Here is a 15,947-nt window from a genome sequence, read left to right as displayed (position 1 = left end):
GATTATAATTCCCTGATCCAGATATTACGGAAACTGATTGGTTCGCTTGGATCTCCATGATCCTGAAGAATCAAAGGACCGGCACCATGTTTCTCAACTTTTGGGAAGCCGATGTATTCCGTTGTTCCTAATATCGTTGTGTTGTTTTGAAGTACGATACCGTTCTGGATAACAGTTACACGAGGAGGCACACGATAAGTTCCGTCTTCTTTGAATACCGGAGCAGAATAAATGATGTCGTACACATTCCATTCGCCGGGTTTACGCATTGCGTTAGCCAAAGGAGGTGTTTGTTTATAAACACTACCTGTTTGTCCGTTTACGTAAGTTTCGTTGTTATAGCAATCCAATACCTGTATTTCGTATTTGCCTTGCAAAAAGATTCCGCTGTTTCCACGCGCCTGGCTTTTTCCTGTGATGTTAGCCGGGATTTGCCATTCGATATGCAATTGAAAACTTTCAAACTCTTGTTTAGTTTGAATATCTCCGGTTCCCTTTACAACGGTAAATGCCCCGTTCTCCACTTTCCATTTGGCTTCTCCCTCTTTGGCAGACTTCCAGGCAGAAAGATCCTTTCCGTCAAATAACACGATCGCGTCTGAAGGTGCGGAAATGAATGCATTTGCGTTAGGTTCGCCCGGAGTAACTACTTTGGGTTGCGGAGTCCAATACTCAGACATTCCCGGAGTCATTTTTTCTTGTTTTGGGTACTCTTTTTGCGCTGAAAGCGTACCGCACGCAGCACATGCCAATACCAAAAGGCCGGCTTTTGCAGTCCTGTTTCTTTTATACATGATACTATTATTAAAATTAGTAATTAATACTTGTACAAATGTACACTATTTCTGAATTTACTATCGGTTATGTTCGAATAATCTTTTTTCTGCCAGTGCTTCATATTTAGAATCAGGCTTTCCGTAATTACAGAAAGGATAGATGCTGATACCACCGCGGGGAGTAAATATACCTGTCACTTCAATATAGTTCGGGTTCATCAGTTTGATAAGATCTTTCATAATGATGTTTACACAATCTTCGTGAAAAGCACCATGGTTCCGAAAACTGAAAAGGTATAGCTTTAAACTTTTACTCTCCACCATCTTGATATCCGGAATATAATCAATATGAATCGTTGCGAAGTCCGGCTGTCCGGTAATAGGGCATAAACTGGTAAATTCCGGACAGTTGAACCGTACCCAATAGTCGTTTTCCGGGTGTTTATTATCGAAGGCCTCTAACACTTCAGGCGCATAATCCTGTTTGTACACGGTTGTTTTCCCGAGTTGTTGCAAATTTTCCTGCTCTCTCATTTTAGTGTCTTGTTTTTATGCAACAAAGATATAGAATTCAGGCATTAGGTATACATTGTAAATTTAGAAAGAAGAGATGTTGGTGGAGAAATGAAGAAAAAGTGATATAATAGTTTATTGACAAAAAAAACGATGTTTTATTTTAGAATATTTTGTATTTCAGAGCCTAAAAAAGAGCGTAAAAATTCTTCTTTCATTTTGCCATCTAATCGTATTTGTAAAACGGCATCCGCAGAAATCTTTGTGTCTTTTTCCGGGCAATATTTTTCGGGATATGTAATAATGTCTACCACATTCATTTGGAAAATAGTTGCAATATGCAATAATGTGTTGTACTTTAATTCACGTTCTCCAGACATGATCAGGCTAAAACCAGCCTGTTTCATATTAATTTTAGTTGCAACATACTCCTGAGGGTAACCTTTATCAGGTGTATTTAGTTAATATTATCTAATATATTATTCTTTCGATAAATAAATTAATTGTAATTCAAGTGCAATTAATTTCTGTGTAATATAATATCCGTAAATAGTGTGAAATATGATAAAATGTAATATATTTGCAAGAGTTGTATCGGATACACTGTAAGATTATTTCAGAACTTTATTTGTTAGCATTTACTTAAGTCACGTTAGAATTATTTTAAGATGAACTCAACCACAAAGAAGTTACAGTTATCTGTAATGATGTTTATTCAGTTCTTTATTTGGGGTGCTTGGTATGTAACTATGGGAACTTACCTCGGGCAAACCTTGAACTTTTCGGGAGTACAAATCGGTCTTGCTTATGGAACGGCTGCCATCGCATCTATGATTTCCCCATTTATAGTGGGTATGATTGCGGATCGATTTTTTTCAGCCAATCATGTTATGGCTTTCCTTAATCTTGTTGGTGCAGGACTGCTGTTTTGGCTTACTCAAATAAAAGAATTTTCCCTTTTCTTTCCTGTTCTTTTCGCTTACACAATTTGTTACATGCCGACTACGGCTTTGTGTAATTCGATCTCTTTTGAAAACCTGAAAGATCCCGGAAAGGAGTTTTCCCGGATACGATTACTTGGTTCTATTGGTTGGATTGCAGCCGGTGTGTTGGTAAGTTTTCTGAATGTAGAACATTTGGCTACGCCTTTTTTTATCGCAGGTGTATCCTCTGTTTTGGGCGTTGGGCTTGCTTTACTTCTACCTTACAAGAAGCCGGAAAGGAGTAAAGAGAAAATCTCCTTTTTCAAAATGCTTGGTTTTGATGCATTCAAATTAACGAAGGAACGCTCTTTTACAATCTTGCTGTTGTTTTCCGCATTAACCTGTATTCCTTTAGCCTTTTATGATTCCTTTACCAATTTATATCTGAATGATTTTGGAATCAAAAACGCCGCGGCAGCCATGAGTCTGGGGCAGATAGCCGAGATAGTTTTCCTGTTTACTTTCCCCTTCTTTTTTGCTAAGTTACGGTACAAGGGAAGTATCGGTATAGCCATTTTTGTATGGATGTCGCTCTATGGCTTCTTTGCTCTTGCCGCATCAACAGGAGTTAGTGCCTTTATTTATGCAGCACTTCCTTTACACGGTTTTTGCTTCACTTTCTTTTTTGTTTCGGGACAATTATTCGTGGACGAAAAAGCGCCCTCCAATCTACGGAATTCTGCACAAGGACTTATTGCTTTTGCTACTTACGGTGTCGGCAAATACCTCGGTACTTTAGTTGCCGGTAACGTAGTCGACAATTTCTCAACGGCATCATCCTATAATTGGGTTGCTATATGGACGGCTCCCCTAATCATGATCACAATAATATTTGTTGGTTTCATGCTATGCTTCAAAGAAAATAAAACAACATAAATGTCGAATCTCTAATAATGAAATTGCCTATGAAATGAAAAAAAGGAAAAACCAATTTTCGCTTTTAACTATTTAAAGGATAAATCAGAACTATCCGATCAAAAAAGAATCTTAAATCTATAATTTACAAAACATCTATGTTAACAAAACAAACAAACCGAATTGGTACAAAAAGGACTGTTTCGTTCTTGTTTACCTTATTACTGCTATTATGCTGTGTGCCCGGATTTGCTCAAACCAAGTCTATAAGTGGGACTGTTTTTGATTCGGCCGGCGAACCTCTTATTGGGGTAAACGTCTCTATTAAAGGTACTACAACCGGAACAATCTCGGATCTGGATGGGAAATATACCCTTCAGGCTCCAAATAGTAATGCCATTGTTGTTTTCTCTTTTATCGGCTATAAAAAAGAAGAAGTACCCGTTGGTGCTAATACTGTTATCGATATGACTTTACAAGATGACACGCAGTTAATTGACGAGGTTGTCGTTGTAGGGTATGGGGTGCAGAAGAAAGTAACGGTAACGGGTGCAGTAGCAAGTGTGGGAGGGGAAGAATTAAAGGCTTCTCCAACGACCAACTTATCTAATGCTATGGTTGGGCGCATGCCGGGTGTAATCGGTTGGCAGCGTTCAGATGAGCCGGGAGGTGGTGGAACTACAATTCGTATCCGTGGAACAAATTCTTTGGGAAACAATGATCCTCTTATTGTGATTGATGGAGTGCCCGGACGTACTGGAGGTTTGAACCGTATCAATCCGAATGAAATCGAATCTATGTCGGTTTTAAAAGATGCTGCTGCTGCCATTTACGGATCACGTGCGGCAAACGGTGTAATTCTGATCACCACAAAGCGTGGAAAGGATGGGAAGCCAACAGTTACTTATACGGGTAGTATGGGTTTTTCGCAACCGACTCGTATACCTGAATTAGCAAATGCATTTGAATATGCAACTATGGTAAATGAAATCGATAAATATTCAGGTCGCTCTCCTCGTTATTCAGATGAAGATTTACGTTTGTATCAAGATGGCTCTGATCCTTGGGGGCATCCTAATACGAATTGGTATAAAGAGACTGTAAAAAATAATTCTCCTTTATACCGTCATGACTTGAGTGTTTCCGGAGGAAATGAACGATATAAATTTTATCTGAGTTTAGCGGCTAACGGAGAGGATGGTATTTATAAGAAATCAGCAAACCGTTATGACCAATACAGTATACGTGCTAATTTAGATATGAAAATTAACGATTATCTGGATATTTCTTATGGAAGTGTGAATCGTTTACAAGAAACAAACTACCCAGCTCGGGGTGCAGGGGATATTTTTAGTTCGATGGTTAGAAGCAAACCTATTTTACCTGCTTATTGGCCTACAGGAGAACCCGGACCCGATATTGAATATGGTGACAACCCTGTAGTTCGTGCAACGCCGGAAACGGGAAAGGATATCTACAAAGAGTATTTTATTCAAAATACATTAAGAGCTACATTGAAGATCCCTGGTGTAGAAGGCTTGACTCTTGTTGGAACAGGTTCGTATGACCAGCATTTCAAGAACCGTCGTCGTTTTGAGACTCCGTTTACTCTTTACACGTGGGATGGTAATCCGGAACATAAGCTAACTCCGGCTTTGAAAGGCGTTTCTCAGCCTCAGTTGGAAGAAAGAAGGGAAGAACAAAATGACTGGATGGCAAACTTGGTCGCTACGTATGATCGTTCTTTCGGAGACCATAATGTTGGTATCACTCTTGGCGTTGAAGGTCAGGAAAATAGTTGGCGTATGGTAAGGGCTACACGTAAGTATTTTATATCTGATGCTCTGGATGAAATTAATAATGGTTCTGTGACTGATATGGAAACCGAAGGCTATTCATGGAAGGAAAGTCGTATTAATTACTTTGGGCGTGCCAGCTATAACTATTTGGAAAAATATTTGATTGAATTTGTTTTCCGGTATGATGGTTCTTACCGTTTCCCGAAAGAAAAGAGATATGGATTTTTCCCTGGTGTCTCTGCTGCATGGCGTGCTTCAGAAGAAGCATTTTGGAAAGAGAACTTAGATTTTATCAATTACTTCAAATTGCGTGCTTCAATTTCGCAAACAGGTAGTGACTATTTAGTCGATAATGATGGAAATGTGGATAGAACAATTCAATATTTAAACACCTACGGTTTTGGAACAGAGTATATGTTTGGTTCGACTTTCCAAAAAACATTATATCCGACTCGTACTCCTAATCCCAATATCACATGGGAAGTGGGAACAACCTATGACCTTGGATTTGAGTTCAAGTTTCTTGATAATCGTTTGAGTCTTGAGTCTGATTTATTTTACCAGAAGCGTACCAATATGTTGATTTACAGAAATGCTTCATTACCGCAAATATCCGGAATAACTTTGCCAAGAGAAAATATTGGTGAGATGGAGAATAAGGGTGTTGAAGGTTTGATCACTTGGAATGATAAAGTAGGAAAGGTGGATTATGACTTGTCTTTTAATATGACTTATGCGAAGAATAAGCTGTTGTTTTGGGACGAAACCCCGGGAATTCCGGAATACCAAAAACGTACTGGTAAGAGAGTGAATACAGAACTTTGGTATATTGCTGATGGAGTGTTTAATACGCAAGAAGAATTAGATAACTACCCTCATTGGGCTAATGCACGTACGGGAGATATTAAATATGTAGATATAAATAATGATGGTGTTATAAATTCAGACGACCGTGTTCGTTCAAGCAAAAACTCTGAGCCTCCGTTTATGTTTGGTCTTACTACTGCTCTTAGATGGAATAACTTTGACTTCAAGGCTTTGTTTCAGGGTGCAGCCGGTGGTATTACTTATATCTGGCGTGAAAGAGCCGGTGAAGCTGGAAACTATTACAAGTTTATGTATGATAAACGTTGGACCGAAGAAAATCCAATGGTAGAGCATCCTCGCGCATATAATCGGGAAAATGAATATTGGGCTAAGAACGGAACTGATCAAAAGAATACTTACTATCAGTTCAAAACAGATTATCTCCGTTTAAAGAATCTGGAATTAGGTTATACCTTTAATTTTCCTGCTATACGGAATGCAGGCATTCAGGACTTGCGAGTGTCGGTAACCGGAACAAACCTCTTTACAATCGACAATGTAAAGGTGCAAGATCCAGAGGCAAATGATACCGGACGTGAGTATCCACAGCGTCGTATTTGGAATTTTGGTGTTTCAGTAACATTCTAAATCTAAATGATTATGAAAAATAAAAAACAAATAATAGCAATTGTGTTGAGCTCGGTAATTGTGTTCAATTCTTGTTCAGATTTTATGGATATAGTACCTTCTACTTCGTATACGGAGGAAATGGTATTTAATGACGCAGCTTTGACGCAAGCCTTTGTTAACGACTTATATAATAATATTCATCCCGGAGCACAAGAGCACTCGCTGGATGGTTTGACAGATGATGCTTATTTTACACATAATTATGGTCAAAAGGACGTTGTAGAAGCGGCTTCAATTACTGAAGGTAACCTTCAGTGGTATGAAAATGATAATAATCCTTTTAAATGGCAGAAGAGATATAATGGAATTCGTTTTGCCAATGTAATTATCAATAATATTGATAATGTTCCTGAAAAGATTGGGTATAATCTGCAAAGGATGAAAGGTGAAGCTTATTATATGCGTGCGCATATGTATCATGAATTGGTGCGTGGTTACGGTGGTGTGCCAATTATCACTGAAAACTTTTCCTTAGACCAAGTGGAAGAGATGAAAAAGCCGCGTAGTACAATGCGGGAATGTCTGGAGTTTATTGTGAAAGATTTAGAGGAAGCTGAGAAATATTTGCCGGAAACTGTAGGCTCGTCTGAGTGGGGGCGAGTAACAAAATTTGTTGCTACCGGTTTGAAAGCACGTATCTTGCTTCATGTGGCTAGTCCTCTTTATGCAGACCGTACTGTTAATACGTTAAATGTAAACCAATTTGACGGAGATCGTATGGCTACATATCGTGCGGCGAAAGAGGCAGCAGTAAAAGTAATAAACGAAGGACCTTTTAGCCTGATTGATTGTAGGGGAGGATTAAATACAGAAAGAGCAGAAAAATTTAAAGCGATTATGACAGATGTACAGAATAGTGAACAAATGTTTGTTCGCAATTATCATACATCTATTGGAAATGCAAATAATATGGGACTATGGCATGGACCTAATGGTTACCATAACTGGGCAGGAACTACTCCAACACAGGATTTAGTGATGGCTTTTGAATTTGAAGATGGCTCTATGCCTCAGGGAATGACTAAGCCGGGTGAATTTCAAAAAGGTAATCCTTATAATGGACGCGAACCACGTTTTTATGCAACGGTAGCTACTGACGGAAATACTTGGGGACGTCCACGTCCTGCTGATGCCGCTACGCTTGATCCAACTCCTCTGGGACGTTTGCAAGCTGGTAAATATGAAGTAACAAACGGAGATGAAGAAATAGAATTTCGTGATGGCGTTAAACGTCGTTCTATGTGGGGTGTTGATACCCGTCAAGGACCTATAGAAGACTGGAACGGTTCCTGGACAGGATATTATGAAAAGAAGCTTATAGATACCTCTATCGATGCTCAATATTTTAGACAAACTGTACCCCATGTTTATATGCGATTAGCTGAAATGTATTTAATTGCGGCTGAGGCATGTGTTGAATTAAATGAACTGGAAGAAGCGGCTAAATGGATAAACGAATTGCGTGCTCGTATAGACCTGAAAGATGTTAAATCAGTATTGTCTGTTCGTGGAAAACAATTTAATCAGTCCGATTTACGGGAATTTATTCGTCAACAACGTCGTGCAGAATTTGCTTATGAACAACATCGCTATTTCGACGTTCGTCGTTGGATGATCGCTCCTGAATGTGGAAATAAACCTTTGACTGGTATTATTGTTGAAGGTATATTGAAACCGGGTAAAGTCTCTAACAAGCCTTATATTCATGACGAAGAAAAGTATGACTATTACTACTATGTAAATGATCTTTCCAGCCGTGAGAATCGTAAATGGTTAGATAAAATGTATTTTGCTCCAATTCATCAGGATGAAATGCGTCGTAATCCTAATTTGGTTCAAAATCCTGGAATGGGTAGTAAATAATTTTTTAAGTAAGTAGATTCTTCCAATATAATGAAAGATTAAGATTATCCATGGAGGGTTGCATGATTAACTAACTGATTATGTATATATTTGTGCAACCCTCTTTTACTCTGAAAGGGGATACTTTGTTACATTTTAACTTATTGATATATTATGGAAAACAGAAAACTAAGAATGGGTATGGTCGGAGGTGGGTCCGATGCCTTTATCGGTGCAATTCACCGTTGTGGTGCTTTTATGGACAATCAGATCGAACTTGTTTGTGGTTGTTTTAGCGTAAAACCGGAAATTTCCCGTAGTTCAGGACTTTCATATTATCTCCCTGAAGAACGTATTTACAGCAGTTATCAGGAGATGTTCGAACATGAAATGACTCTACCGGAAGGTGAAAGAATGGATTTCGTAACCATCGTAACGCCTAATCGTTGGCATTTTGAACCTGCGATGATGGCGCTGGAAAGAGGTTTTCATGTTGTTGTAGATAAACCAATGACTTTTTCTTTGGAAGAAGCGAAATTATTACAGAAAAAAGTAGAAGAAACCGGCCTGATCCTTGCGCTTACGCATGTGTATACCGGGTATCCCGCGGTTAAAGATATGAAGGCAAGGATAGCAGCGGGTGAATTGGGTAAAATCCGCAGAGTTTATGTGGAATATTGCCAGGGTTGGCTTTCTGAAAGAATAGAATTGTTAGGTGGCAATAACGCCGGATGGCGTACTGATCCTAAACAGTCGGGCAAGGCCGGTTGCGTAGGTGACATTGGAACACACGCATGGCATTTGAGCGAATATGTTTTAGGTCAAAAGGTAACCGAATTATGTGGTGATTTAACGGCTTTTGTACCTAATCGTCCTATTGACGATGATGGTACGGCATTCCTTAAATATGATAATGGAGCTAAAGGTGTACTTGTATCTTCTCAGATCTGTGCCGGCGAAGAAAATAATTTTCGTATCCGTGTATATGGAGAAAAGGGTGGTTTGGAGTGGAAACAGGAAGAGCCGAATTCTTTGTATGCAATGTGGATCAACAAACCGAAAGAAATCTATCGTGTAGGAAATGGAGGATATATGGGGGACATCGCGAAATATAATTCACGCACTCCGGGGGGGCATCCCGAAGGTTTTATTGAGTCTTTTGCCAATATCTACCGGAATTTCGCGGCTACTGTAAGAGCGTTTAAAAAAGGAGAGAAACCTGCCGAAGAAACGTTGGATTTTCCAACTGTGTATGACGGCGTAAGAGGTATGCAGTTTATTGAAACAATGGTAGAAGCCGGGTATAACGACACTCAAAAATGGCAGAAGTGGATCGACTGATCAACTAATTTTTAATATATCTATACATGAGATTTAATCTAATAATATACACTCTACTCTTCTTTGTGGCAGGTTCGTTATTTGCGCAGAGAAATGAATGGCAAGACCCGAAAGTGAATGCTATAAACCGTGCTCCGATGCATACGAATTACTTTGCATACGAAACGGAAGAAGCTGCACTGAAGGGTGTTAAAGAGAAGTCTGTTAATTTCATGCCCCTTAATGGGGTGTGGAAATTTAATTGGGTAAAGAACGCGGATGCTCGTCCGACGGATTTTTACCGTACAGACTTCAATGATAAAGGGTGGGACAATATGCCCGTTCCCGGGCTTTGGGAACTGAATGGTTATGGAGATCCTATTTATGTAAATATTGGGTATGCATGGCGAAATCAGTTCGTGAACAATCCTCCCGTATTTCCTATTGAAAATAATAATGTAGGATCTTACCGTAAAGAAATCGTTTTGCCCGCAGATTGGAAAGGCAAAGAAGTTTTTGCGCATTTTGGGTCTGCTGTATCAAATCTTTATCTTTGGGTAAACGGACAATTTGTAGGATATAGCGAAGATAGTCGACTGGAAGCCGAATTCAACCTTACCAAATACCTAAAGCCGGGCAAAAATCTGATCGCGTTTCAGATTTTCCGTTGGTGTGACGGAACGTATCTGGAAGATCAGGATATAATACGCTTATCAGGTATTGCCCGTGACTGTTATCTCTATACACGTAATCCACAACATATTCAGGATATTCGTGTAACTCCGGATTTGGATGAGCAATATAAAGACGCTACATTGAATATTGCGCTTAATCTGATAGGAGGAGCAACGGCAGAACTTAATTTGCTCGACGATAAAGGACAAGTAGTGGCCTCTGCGTCTACAAAAGGAGGAGGAAAGAAATCCATTACTATGAACGTTGCTAATCCATTGAAATGGACAGCCGAAACGCCGAATTTATATACATTAATTGCCAATCTTAAAAATGGAGATAAACTAATCGAGTCTATTCCTGTAAAAGTAGGATTTCGCAAGATAGAACTGAAGGGTGGACAAATTCTTGTAAACGGACAAGCTGTATTGTTTAAGGGAGTAAATCGGCATGAGATGGATCCCCGGACAGGTTATTTGGTTACTCCTGAACGTATGTTGCAAGATATACGTATTATGAAAGAATACAATATCAACGCGGTGCGCACTTGTCACTATCCCGATAATAATCTATGGTATGAACTGTGTGATAAGTATGGTTTGTATGTTGTTGCTGAAGCGAACATTGAATCGCATGGAATGGGGTATGATGACAAAACATTGGCTAAGAATCCGCTTTATGATAAGGCGCATTTAGAAAGAAACCAGCGTAATGTGCAACGTGGATTTAATCACCCGTCTATTATATTCTGGTCTTTAGGTAATGAAGCAGGATTCGGACCGAACTTTGAAGCTTGCTATAAATGGATTAAAGCGGAAGATCCTTCTCGTGCGGTACAGTACGAACAGGCGCATGGCAATGAATTTACCGATGTTTATTGCCCGATGTATCTGGGTTATGAAAGAAGTGAGAAGTATTGTCAGGATAACCCGTCAAAATCATTAATCCAATGTGAGTACGCGCATGCAATGGGTAACTCGCAAGGTGGATTTAAGGAATATTGGGATCTCACACGTAAATATCCGCATTATCAGGGTGGATTTATCTGGGACTTTGTTGATCAGTCTCCGCGAATGAAAAAGAATGGGGTTTCCTATTATGCTTATGGCGGTGATTTCAATCGTTATGATGCTTCGGATAACAACTTCGTTAATGACGGTTTGATAAATCCGGATCGTAAACCTAACCCTCACATGTATGAAGTGGCCTATACATATCAATCGATTTGGGTAACCCCATCTGATCTGAATAAAGGTGTCGTAAATGTGTACAACGAAAACTTCTTTACAGACCTTTCGGCTTATTATGCTGAATGGGAGTTGTTGGCTGATGGAATTGTTGTTCAACGTGGTTTTGTTCAGGATCTGAATGTAGCTCCTCAGAAAACCGTTCCGGTACAGTTGGGCTATTCGCTTGATGGTATTTGTCCGGAAAAGGAAATCTTGTTGAATATCGCTTTCAAGACTAAAAAAGGATGTTGTTTATTGCAGGCTGGACATAAAGTCGCGAAAAATCAATTGGTAGTACGTGAATACAAACCATGTGATATGCAACTGGCAAACGTAACCGGTAGCAATCTACAGGTTGTGACACCACAAGTGAAAGACAATGATGTGCAGTATCTTATTGTGGCAGGGGAAAACTTCCAGATTGATTTTAATAAATCAGATGGCTATATCAGTAGGTACGACGTAAATGGTTTGGCAATGCTGCACGAAGGAGGTAGTTTGACTCCGAACTTTTGGCGTGCACCAACGGACAATGATATGGGTGCGAACTTGCAACTTAAGTATAGAGCCTGGTTAAATCCGGGACTGAAACTTAACAACCTTGTTAGCCGTACTGAAAATAATCAGGTGATTATACAGGCTGATTATGATATGGAAGCCGTATCAGCTAAGCTAAAACTGACTTATGTAATCAATAACATCGGAGAGATTAAGGTTACACAGTCTATGACAACGACTAAAGGTGCTGATGTTTCGGAACTGTTCCGTTTTGGTTTGCAAATGCAAATGCCGAAAGATATGAGCCGTATTAAATATTACGGTCGTGGTCCGGTAGAAAACTACGCAGACAGGAAATTATCTGAAGATATCGGATTATATCGTCAATCTGTTTGCGAGCAATTTTACTCCTATGTACGTCCGCAGGAAACCGGAACGAAATCAGACGTTCGCTGGTGGGCGCAGACCGATCTAAGTGGAAATGGCTTGTTGTTTGTCGCAGAATCACCATTCTCTGCTTCAGCTTTGAATTATTCAATAGCGTCATTGGATGATGGAGAAAAGAAAGAACAACGTAACTCCGCATTTGTTTGTCCTGTTGATTATACGAATGTATGCATCGACAAAATACAAATGGGCTTAGGTTGTGTAAACACATGGGGCGCTATTCCGATGGAACAATATAGAATACCTTATAAGGATTATAATTTCACATTAATTATACGTCCGGTGCGGGCTGTTCTTTAAATAATACACGGTGAAGAGTCTGATTTAATCTTAATAGATGTATATCAGACTCTTTACCGTATATTTTGAAGATGTGATTTTTATGTTTTTATTAAAATAGGAATAGATTAATTTTTGCTCAATAAAAAAAAGATTAACTTTAGTGCCTTAAATAGAGGTATATAATAACAAAATTGATGTTATTGCTAACAGATTTACCATAAAAACAAATGACAAACAGAAACTCTTTTCAAAACTCTCAAAAGAAAAAAAGTTTTTTTCGTGGGAAAACTTTCTTTCTACTACTTGGTCTCGGTCTCGGTGTGGCCATGATGATTGGTGTTTATCAAACCTCAGTTTATTTTTCAACAGATGAGTCATGTATGATGTGTCATGTTCATCCTCATGCGGAAGAAACATGGAAGATTGGACAACATGTGAGCAACGGAAGCGGTGTTAAAGTACATTGTGTGGATTGTCACCTTCCACCAAAACATGATACCTGGGCGCATTATACTGCAAAAGCAAAATTAGGCGCTAAAGATCTTTGGGGCTATTTAACAAAAGACAGTGCAGACTTTGATTGGGATAGCAAATCACAATTGGAGAATGCCATTAAATTCATACCGAATGAATCATGTAAAGAATGTCATCAGAATTTATTCCCGGAGGGTATTGATAATGATGGAATAACAGCCCATCTTTATTATGAGGAAAACGAAAAGAAATTAGACTTACAATGTATAAGTTGTCACTTGGACGCCGGGCATTATAATCCGAATTATACACATGGAAAACTGGAGGGTATCCCTACTATGTCCTCTGGTCCGATAGATACCAGCTTATATTATAAAGAACCAACTCCGGTTACTTCATTTTCAGATTTTGTTGAACAGATACCGGGAACCATGGTTTCCTTTAAAATGATTGCTATTCCCGGTGGTTCCTTTAAAATGGGTAGTTCTTCCAAAGAAGCTTTCCAGAAAGCAGATGAAACGCCTGTTCGTAACGTAACACTAAGCCCGTTCTTTATGGCTGAAGTAGAAGCTACGTGGGATCAATATTGGGCATTTTACGGACAAACAATGAGCGAAGGACGTACGCCTCCTGAAGCTGTTTATGCAAACAATAGTAATCCCGACGTAGATGCTGTTTCCGGTCCTACGCCTCCGTTTGGATTCCCTGATCAAGGTTGGGGTGGAGGAGATCGACCGGCTATTACCATGACACACTATGCTGCGGAAACCTTCTGCCAGTGGTTGTCATTGAAAACAGGAAAAAAATATCGTTTGCCAACAGAAGCTGAATGGGAATACGCCGCTCGCGGAGGAACAGAAAGTGCTTATTTCTTTGAAGGAAGCCCGAAAGACTTTTCTGATCAGGGATTTTGGCGTAAGATGTTTAGCGCGAAAACCGAACCGATCAGTGCTTTCGTGATTTACAATAAAAATAGTAAAAACCGAACTCAGGAGCCTTCTCTTGTGCAGGCAAATCCTTTTGGTTTGAAGAATATGTTAGGTAACGTGATGGAATATTGTGCTGACAAATATGATCCGGAAGCCTATTCCAAAACGGAAGAAAATGTTACAAATCCACTTATAACCACAGGAGAAGAATGGGTTGTACGTGGAGGTAATTATACGTCAGATGCCGCAGAATTAAGAAGTGCAGCTCGTGACTTTACAAAACATGAAGCCTGGTTAAAAACAGACCCGCAACAACCGCAAAGTATCTGGTGGTACTCAGATATACGTGGTGTTGGATTCCGTGTAGTTTGTGAGCCTGATTCATCAGTAAATCCGAATTAACAATATAAACCTTTTAATAATTTATATCATGAAGAAAGAAAATAGTATTAGCAGAAGATCATTCCTGAAAAGTTCAGCTATGGCAGGTGCTCTTGGAGCAATCGGCACAGGTGGTGCAGCAACCGTATTAACATCTTGCGGTGGCGGTGGTGCAGAAAATGCAGCTGCAACTAAAGCGCTTAAGGAACCAGGAACTTATTATATCCCTGAATTAGTAGATTTAGCAACAGACGGACAAGAATTGAAAGCCGGTGTTATTGGTTGTGGCGGACGTGGTTCGGGTGCTGCGTTTGACTTCCTAAATGCAGCAAATGGTGTAACCATTGTTGCCCTTGGAGATACATTTAAAGAAAGAGTTGACGGACTTGCCGACAAACTAAAAGCAGATAAAGGTATTGACATTCCTGCCGACAAGCGTTTTGTTGGATTAGATGCATACAAACAAGTAATTGATAGTGGAGTTGACGTTGTTATTGTTGCTACTCCTCCTAATTTCCGTCCTTACCATTTCCAATATGCAACAGAAAAAGGAAAACATTCTTTCCTTGAAAAACCAATTTGTGTTGATCCTGTGGGCTATAAAATAATTGTAGCGACAGCTAAACAAGCACAGGCTAAAGGTCTTCGCATTGTAACAGGTACGCAACGTCATCACCAACGTAATTATGTTGAGTCTTACAAGAAAATTATGGAAGGTGCAATCGGTGAAATTACCGGTGGTGTAGTTTATTGGAATCAGAATATGCTTTGGTATCGCGAACGTCAACAAGGTTGGAGCGATTGCGAATGGATGATCAAAGACTGGGTTAACTGGAAATGGCTATCCGGAGACCATATCGTAGAACAGCACGTTCATAATATTGACGTATTTACATGGTTTAGTGGTTTGAAACCTGTAAAAGCTGTTGGTTTCGGTTCTCGCCAACGTCGTTTAACCGGTGATCAATACGATAACTTCAGTATTGATTTCACAATGGAAAACGGAATCCACTTGCATAGTATGTGTCGTCAGATTGATGGCTGTGTAAATAATGTAAGCGAATTTATTCAGGGAACTAAAGGATCATGGTCTACTGCTAATGGAGAAACTGTAATTAAAGACCTTGCTGATAATGTTATTTGGAAATTTGATAAAGAAGCAGAAAAAGCTACTTTCAAACAAACAAACCCATACGTTCTTGAGCATGTAAACTGGATTAACAGCATTCGTGGTAAGAAAGAAATCGAACAAGCTTCAGAAACGGCTATTGCTAATATGGCTGCTATCATGGGACGTGAGTCGGCTTATACCGGTGCTGAAATTTCTTGGGATTCAATGATTGCATCTTCTCAAGACTATCTGCCGAAAGATCTTAACCTTGGCAAGATGGATATGTCCGGATTTGTAGTTCAGGTTCCAGGTAAACCTGTTGAAAAGAAATAAAGATAC

10 protein-coding genes are annotated in these 15,947 nt (G+C 39.5%); 7 read left to right on the top strand and 3 right to left on the bottom strand.

What is annotated here, in order from left to right; translation table 11 throughout:
- Positions 1-2: 2 nt before the first annotated feature.
- From B9Y81_RS04795 to B9Y81_RS04785, 3 genes are all read right to left on the bottom strand, one after another.
- A complete protein-coding gene (locus tag B9Y81_RS04795) occupies positions 3-794 on the bottom strand; it encodes a 3-keto-disaccharide hydrolase (RefSeq protein WP_085535853.1) in 792 nt (263 codons plus the stop codon).
- Between the two features lie 60 nt (positions 795-854).
- Positions 855-1,310: a preQ(1) synthase gene (gene queF / locus B9Y81_RS04790; protein WP_085535852.1), complete on the bottom strand. Its 456-nt coding sequence runs from the start codon at positions 1,308-1,310 to the stop codon at positions 855-857.
- Between the two features lie 137 nt (positions 1,311-1,447).
- Entirely contained in the window at positions 1,448-1,696 is a 249-nt protein-coding gene (locus B9Y81_RS04785; RefSeq protein ID WP_245832396.1) for an XRE family transcriptional regulator, read from the bottom strand.
- Positions 1,697-1,957: 261 nt separating this feature from the next.
- Here B9Y81_RS04785 and B9Y81_RS04780 point away from each other — a divergent pair, with 261 nt between their 5' ends.
- From B9Y81_RS04780 to B9Y81_RS04750, 7 genes are all read left to right on the top strand, one after another.
- On the top strand, positions 1,958-3,148 hold the full coding sequence (locus B9Y81_RS04780) for an MFS transporter (protein ID WP_085535851.1): 1,191 nt from the start codon (positions 1,958-1,960) through the stop codon (positions 3,146-3,148).
- A 137-nt stretch (positions 3,149-3,285) separates the two neighbouring features.
- A complete protein-coding gene (locus B9Y81_RS04775) occupies positions 3,286-6,381 on the top strand; it encodes a SusC/RagA family TonB-linked outer membrane protein (RefSeq protein ID WP_085535850.1) in 3,096 nt (1,031 codons plus the stop codon).
- A 12-nt stretch (positions 6,382-6,393) separates the two neighbouring features.
- Positions 6,394-8,286 (top strand): RagB/SusD family nutrient uptake outer membrane protein, encoded by a 1,893-nt coding sequence (locus B9Y81_RS04770; protein ID WP_085535849.1) that lies wholly within the window; start codon positions 6,394-6,396, stop codon positions 8,284-8,286.
- Positions 8,287-8,439: 153 nt separating this feature from the next.
- On the top strand, positions 8,440-9,606 hold the full coding sequence (locus B9Y81_RS04765) for a Gfo/Idh/MocA family protein (RefSeq protein ID WP_085535848.1): 1,167 nt from the start codon (positions 8,440-8,442) through the stop codon (positions 9,604-9,606).
- 26 nt (positions 9,607-9,632) lie between these two features.
- Positions 9,633-12,731: a glycoside hydrolase family 2 TIM barrel-domain containing protein gene (locus B9Y81_RS04760; protein ID WP_085535847.1), complete on the top strand. Its 3,099-nt coding sequence runs from the start codon at positions 9,633-9,635 to the stop codon at positions 12,729-12,731.
- 209 nt (positions 12,732-12,940) lie between these two features.
- Positions 12,941-14,518, top strand: a complete 1,578-nt coding sequence (locus tag B9Y81_RS04755; RefSeq protein ID WP_085535846.1) for an SUMF1/EgtB/PvdO family nonheme iron enzyme — start codon at positions 12,941-12,943, stop codon at positions 14,516-14,518.
- A gap of 28 nt (positions 14,519-14,546) precedes the next feature.
- On the top strand, positions 14,547-15,941 hold the full coding sequence (locus B9Y81_RS04750) for a Gfo/Idh/MocA family oxidoreductase (protein ID WP_085535845.1): 1,395 nt from the start codon (positions 14,547-14,549) through the stop codon (positions 15,939-15,941).
- Positions 15,942-15,947: the final 6 nt, after the last annotated feature.

The sequence above is a fragment of the Massilibacteroides vaginae genome (assembly GCF_900178525.1).
GTDB lineage: Bacteria > Bacteroidota > Bacteroidia > Bacteroidales > Tannerellaceae > Massilibacteroides > Massilibacteroides vaginae.
This window is presented reverse-complemented; position numbering and strand designations above follow the sequence as displayed.

Excerpts from the sequence above, each read along its gene's own strand:
- queF (WP_085535852.1), bottom strand. The coding sequence starts at position 1,310 with ATGAGAGAGCAGGAAAATTTGCAACAACTCGGGAAAACAACCGTGTAC.
- B9Y81_RS04780 (WP_085535851.1), top strand. The coding sequence starts at position 1,958 with ATGAACTCAACCACAAAGAAGTTACAGTTATCTGTAATGATGTTTATT.
- B9Y81_RS04765 (WP_085535848.1), top strand. The coding sequence starts at position 8,440 with ATGGAAAACAGAAAACTAAGAATGGGTATGGTCGGAGGTGGGTCCGAT.
- B9Y81_RS04770 (WP_085535849.1), top strand. The coding sequence starts at position 6,394 with ATGAAAAATAAAAAACAAATAATAGCAATTGTGTTGAGCTCGGTAATT.
- B9Y81_RS04760 (WP_085535847.1), top strand. The coding sequence starts at position 9,633 with ATGAGATTTAATCTAATAATATACACTCTACTCTTCTTTGTGGCAGGT.
- B9Y81_RS04750 (WP_085535845.1), top strand. The coding sequence starts at position 14,547 with ATGAAGAAAGAAAATAGTATTAGCAGAAGATCATTCCTGAAAAGTTCA.
- B9Y81_RS04775 (WP_085535850.1), top strand. The coding sequence starts at position 3,286 with ATGTTAACAAAACAAACAAACCGAATTGGTACAAAAAGGACTGTTTCG.
- B9Y81_RS04755 (WP_085535846.1), top strand. The coding sequence starts at position 12,941 with ATGACAAACAGAAACTCTTTTCAAAACTCTCAAAAGAAAAAAAGTTTT.
- B9Y81_RS04785 (WP_245832396.1), bottom strand. The coding sequence starts at position 1,696 with ATGAAACAGGCTGGTTTTAGCCTGATCATGTCTGGAGAACGTGAATTA.
- B9Y81_RS04795 (WP_085535853.1), bottom strand. The coding sequence starts at position 794 with ATGTATAAAAGAAACAGGACTGCAAAAGCCGGCCTTTTGGTATTGGCA.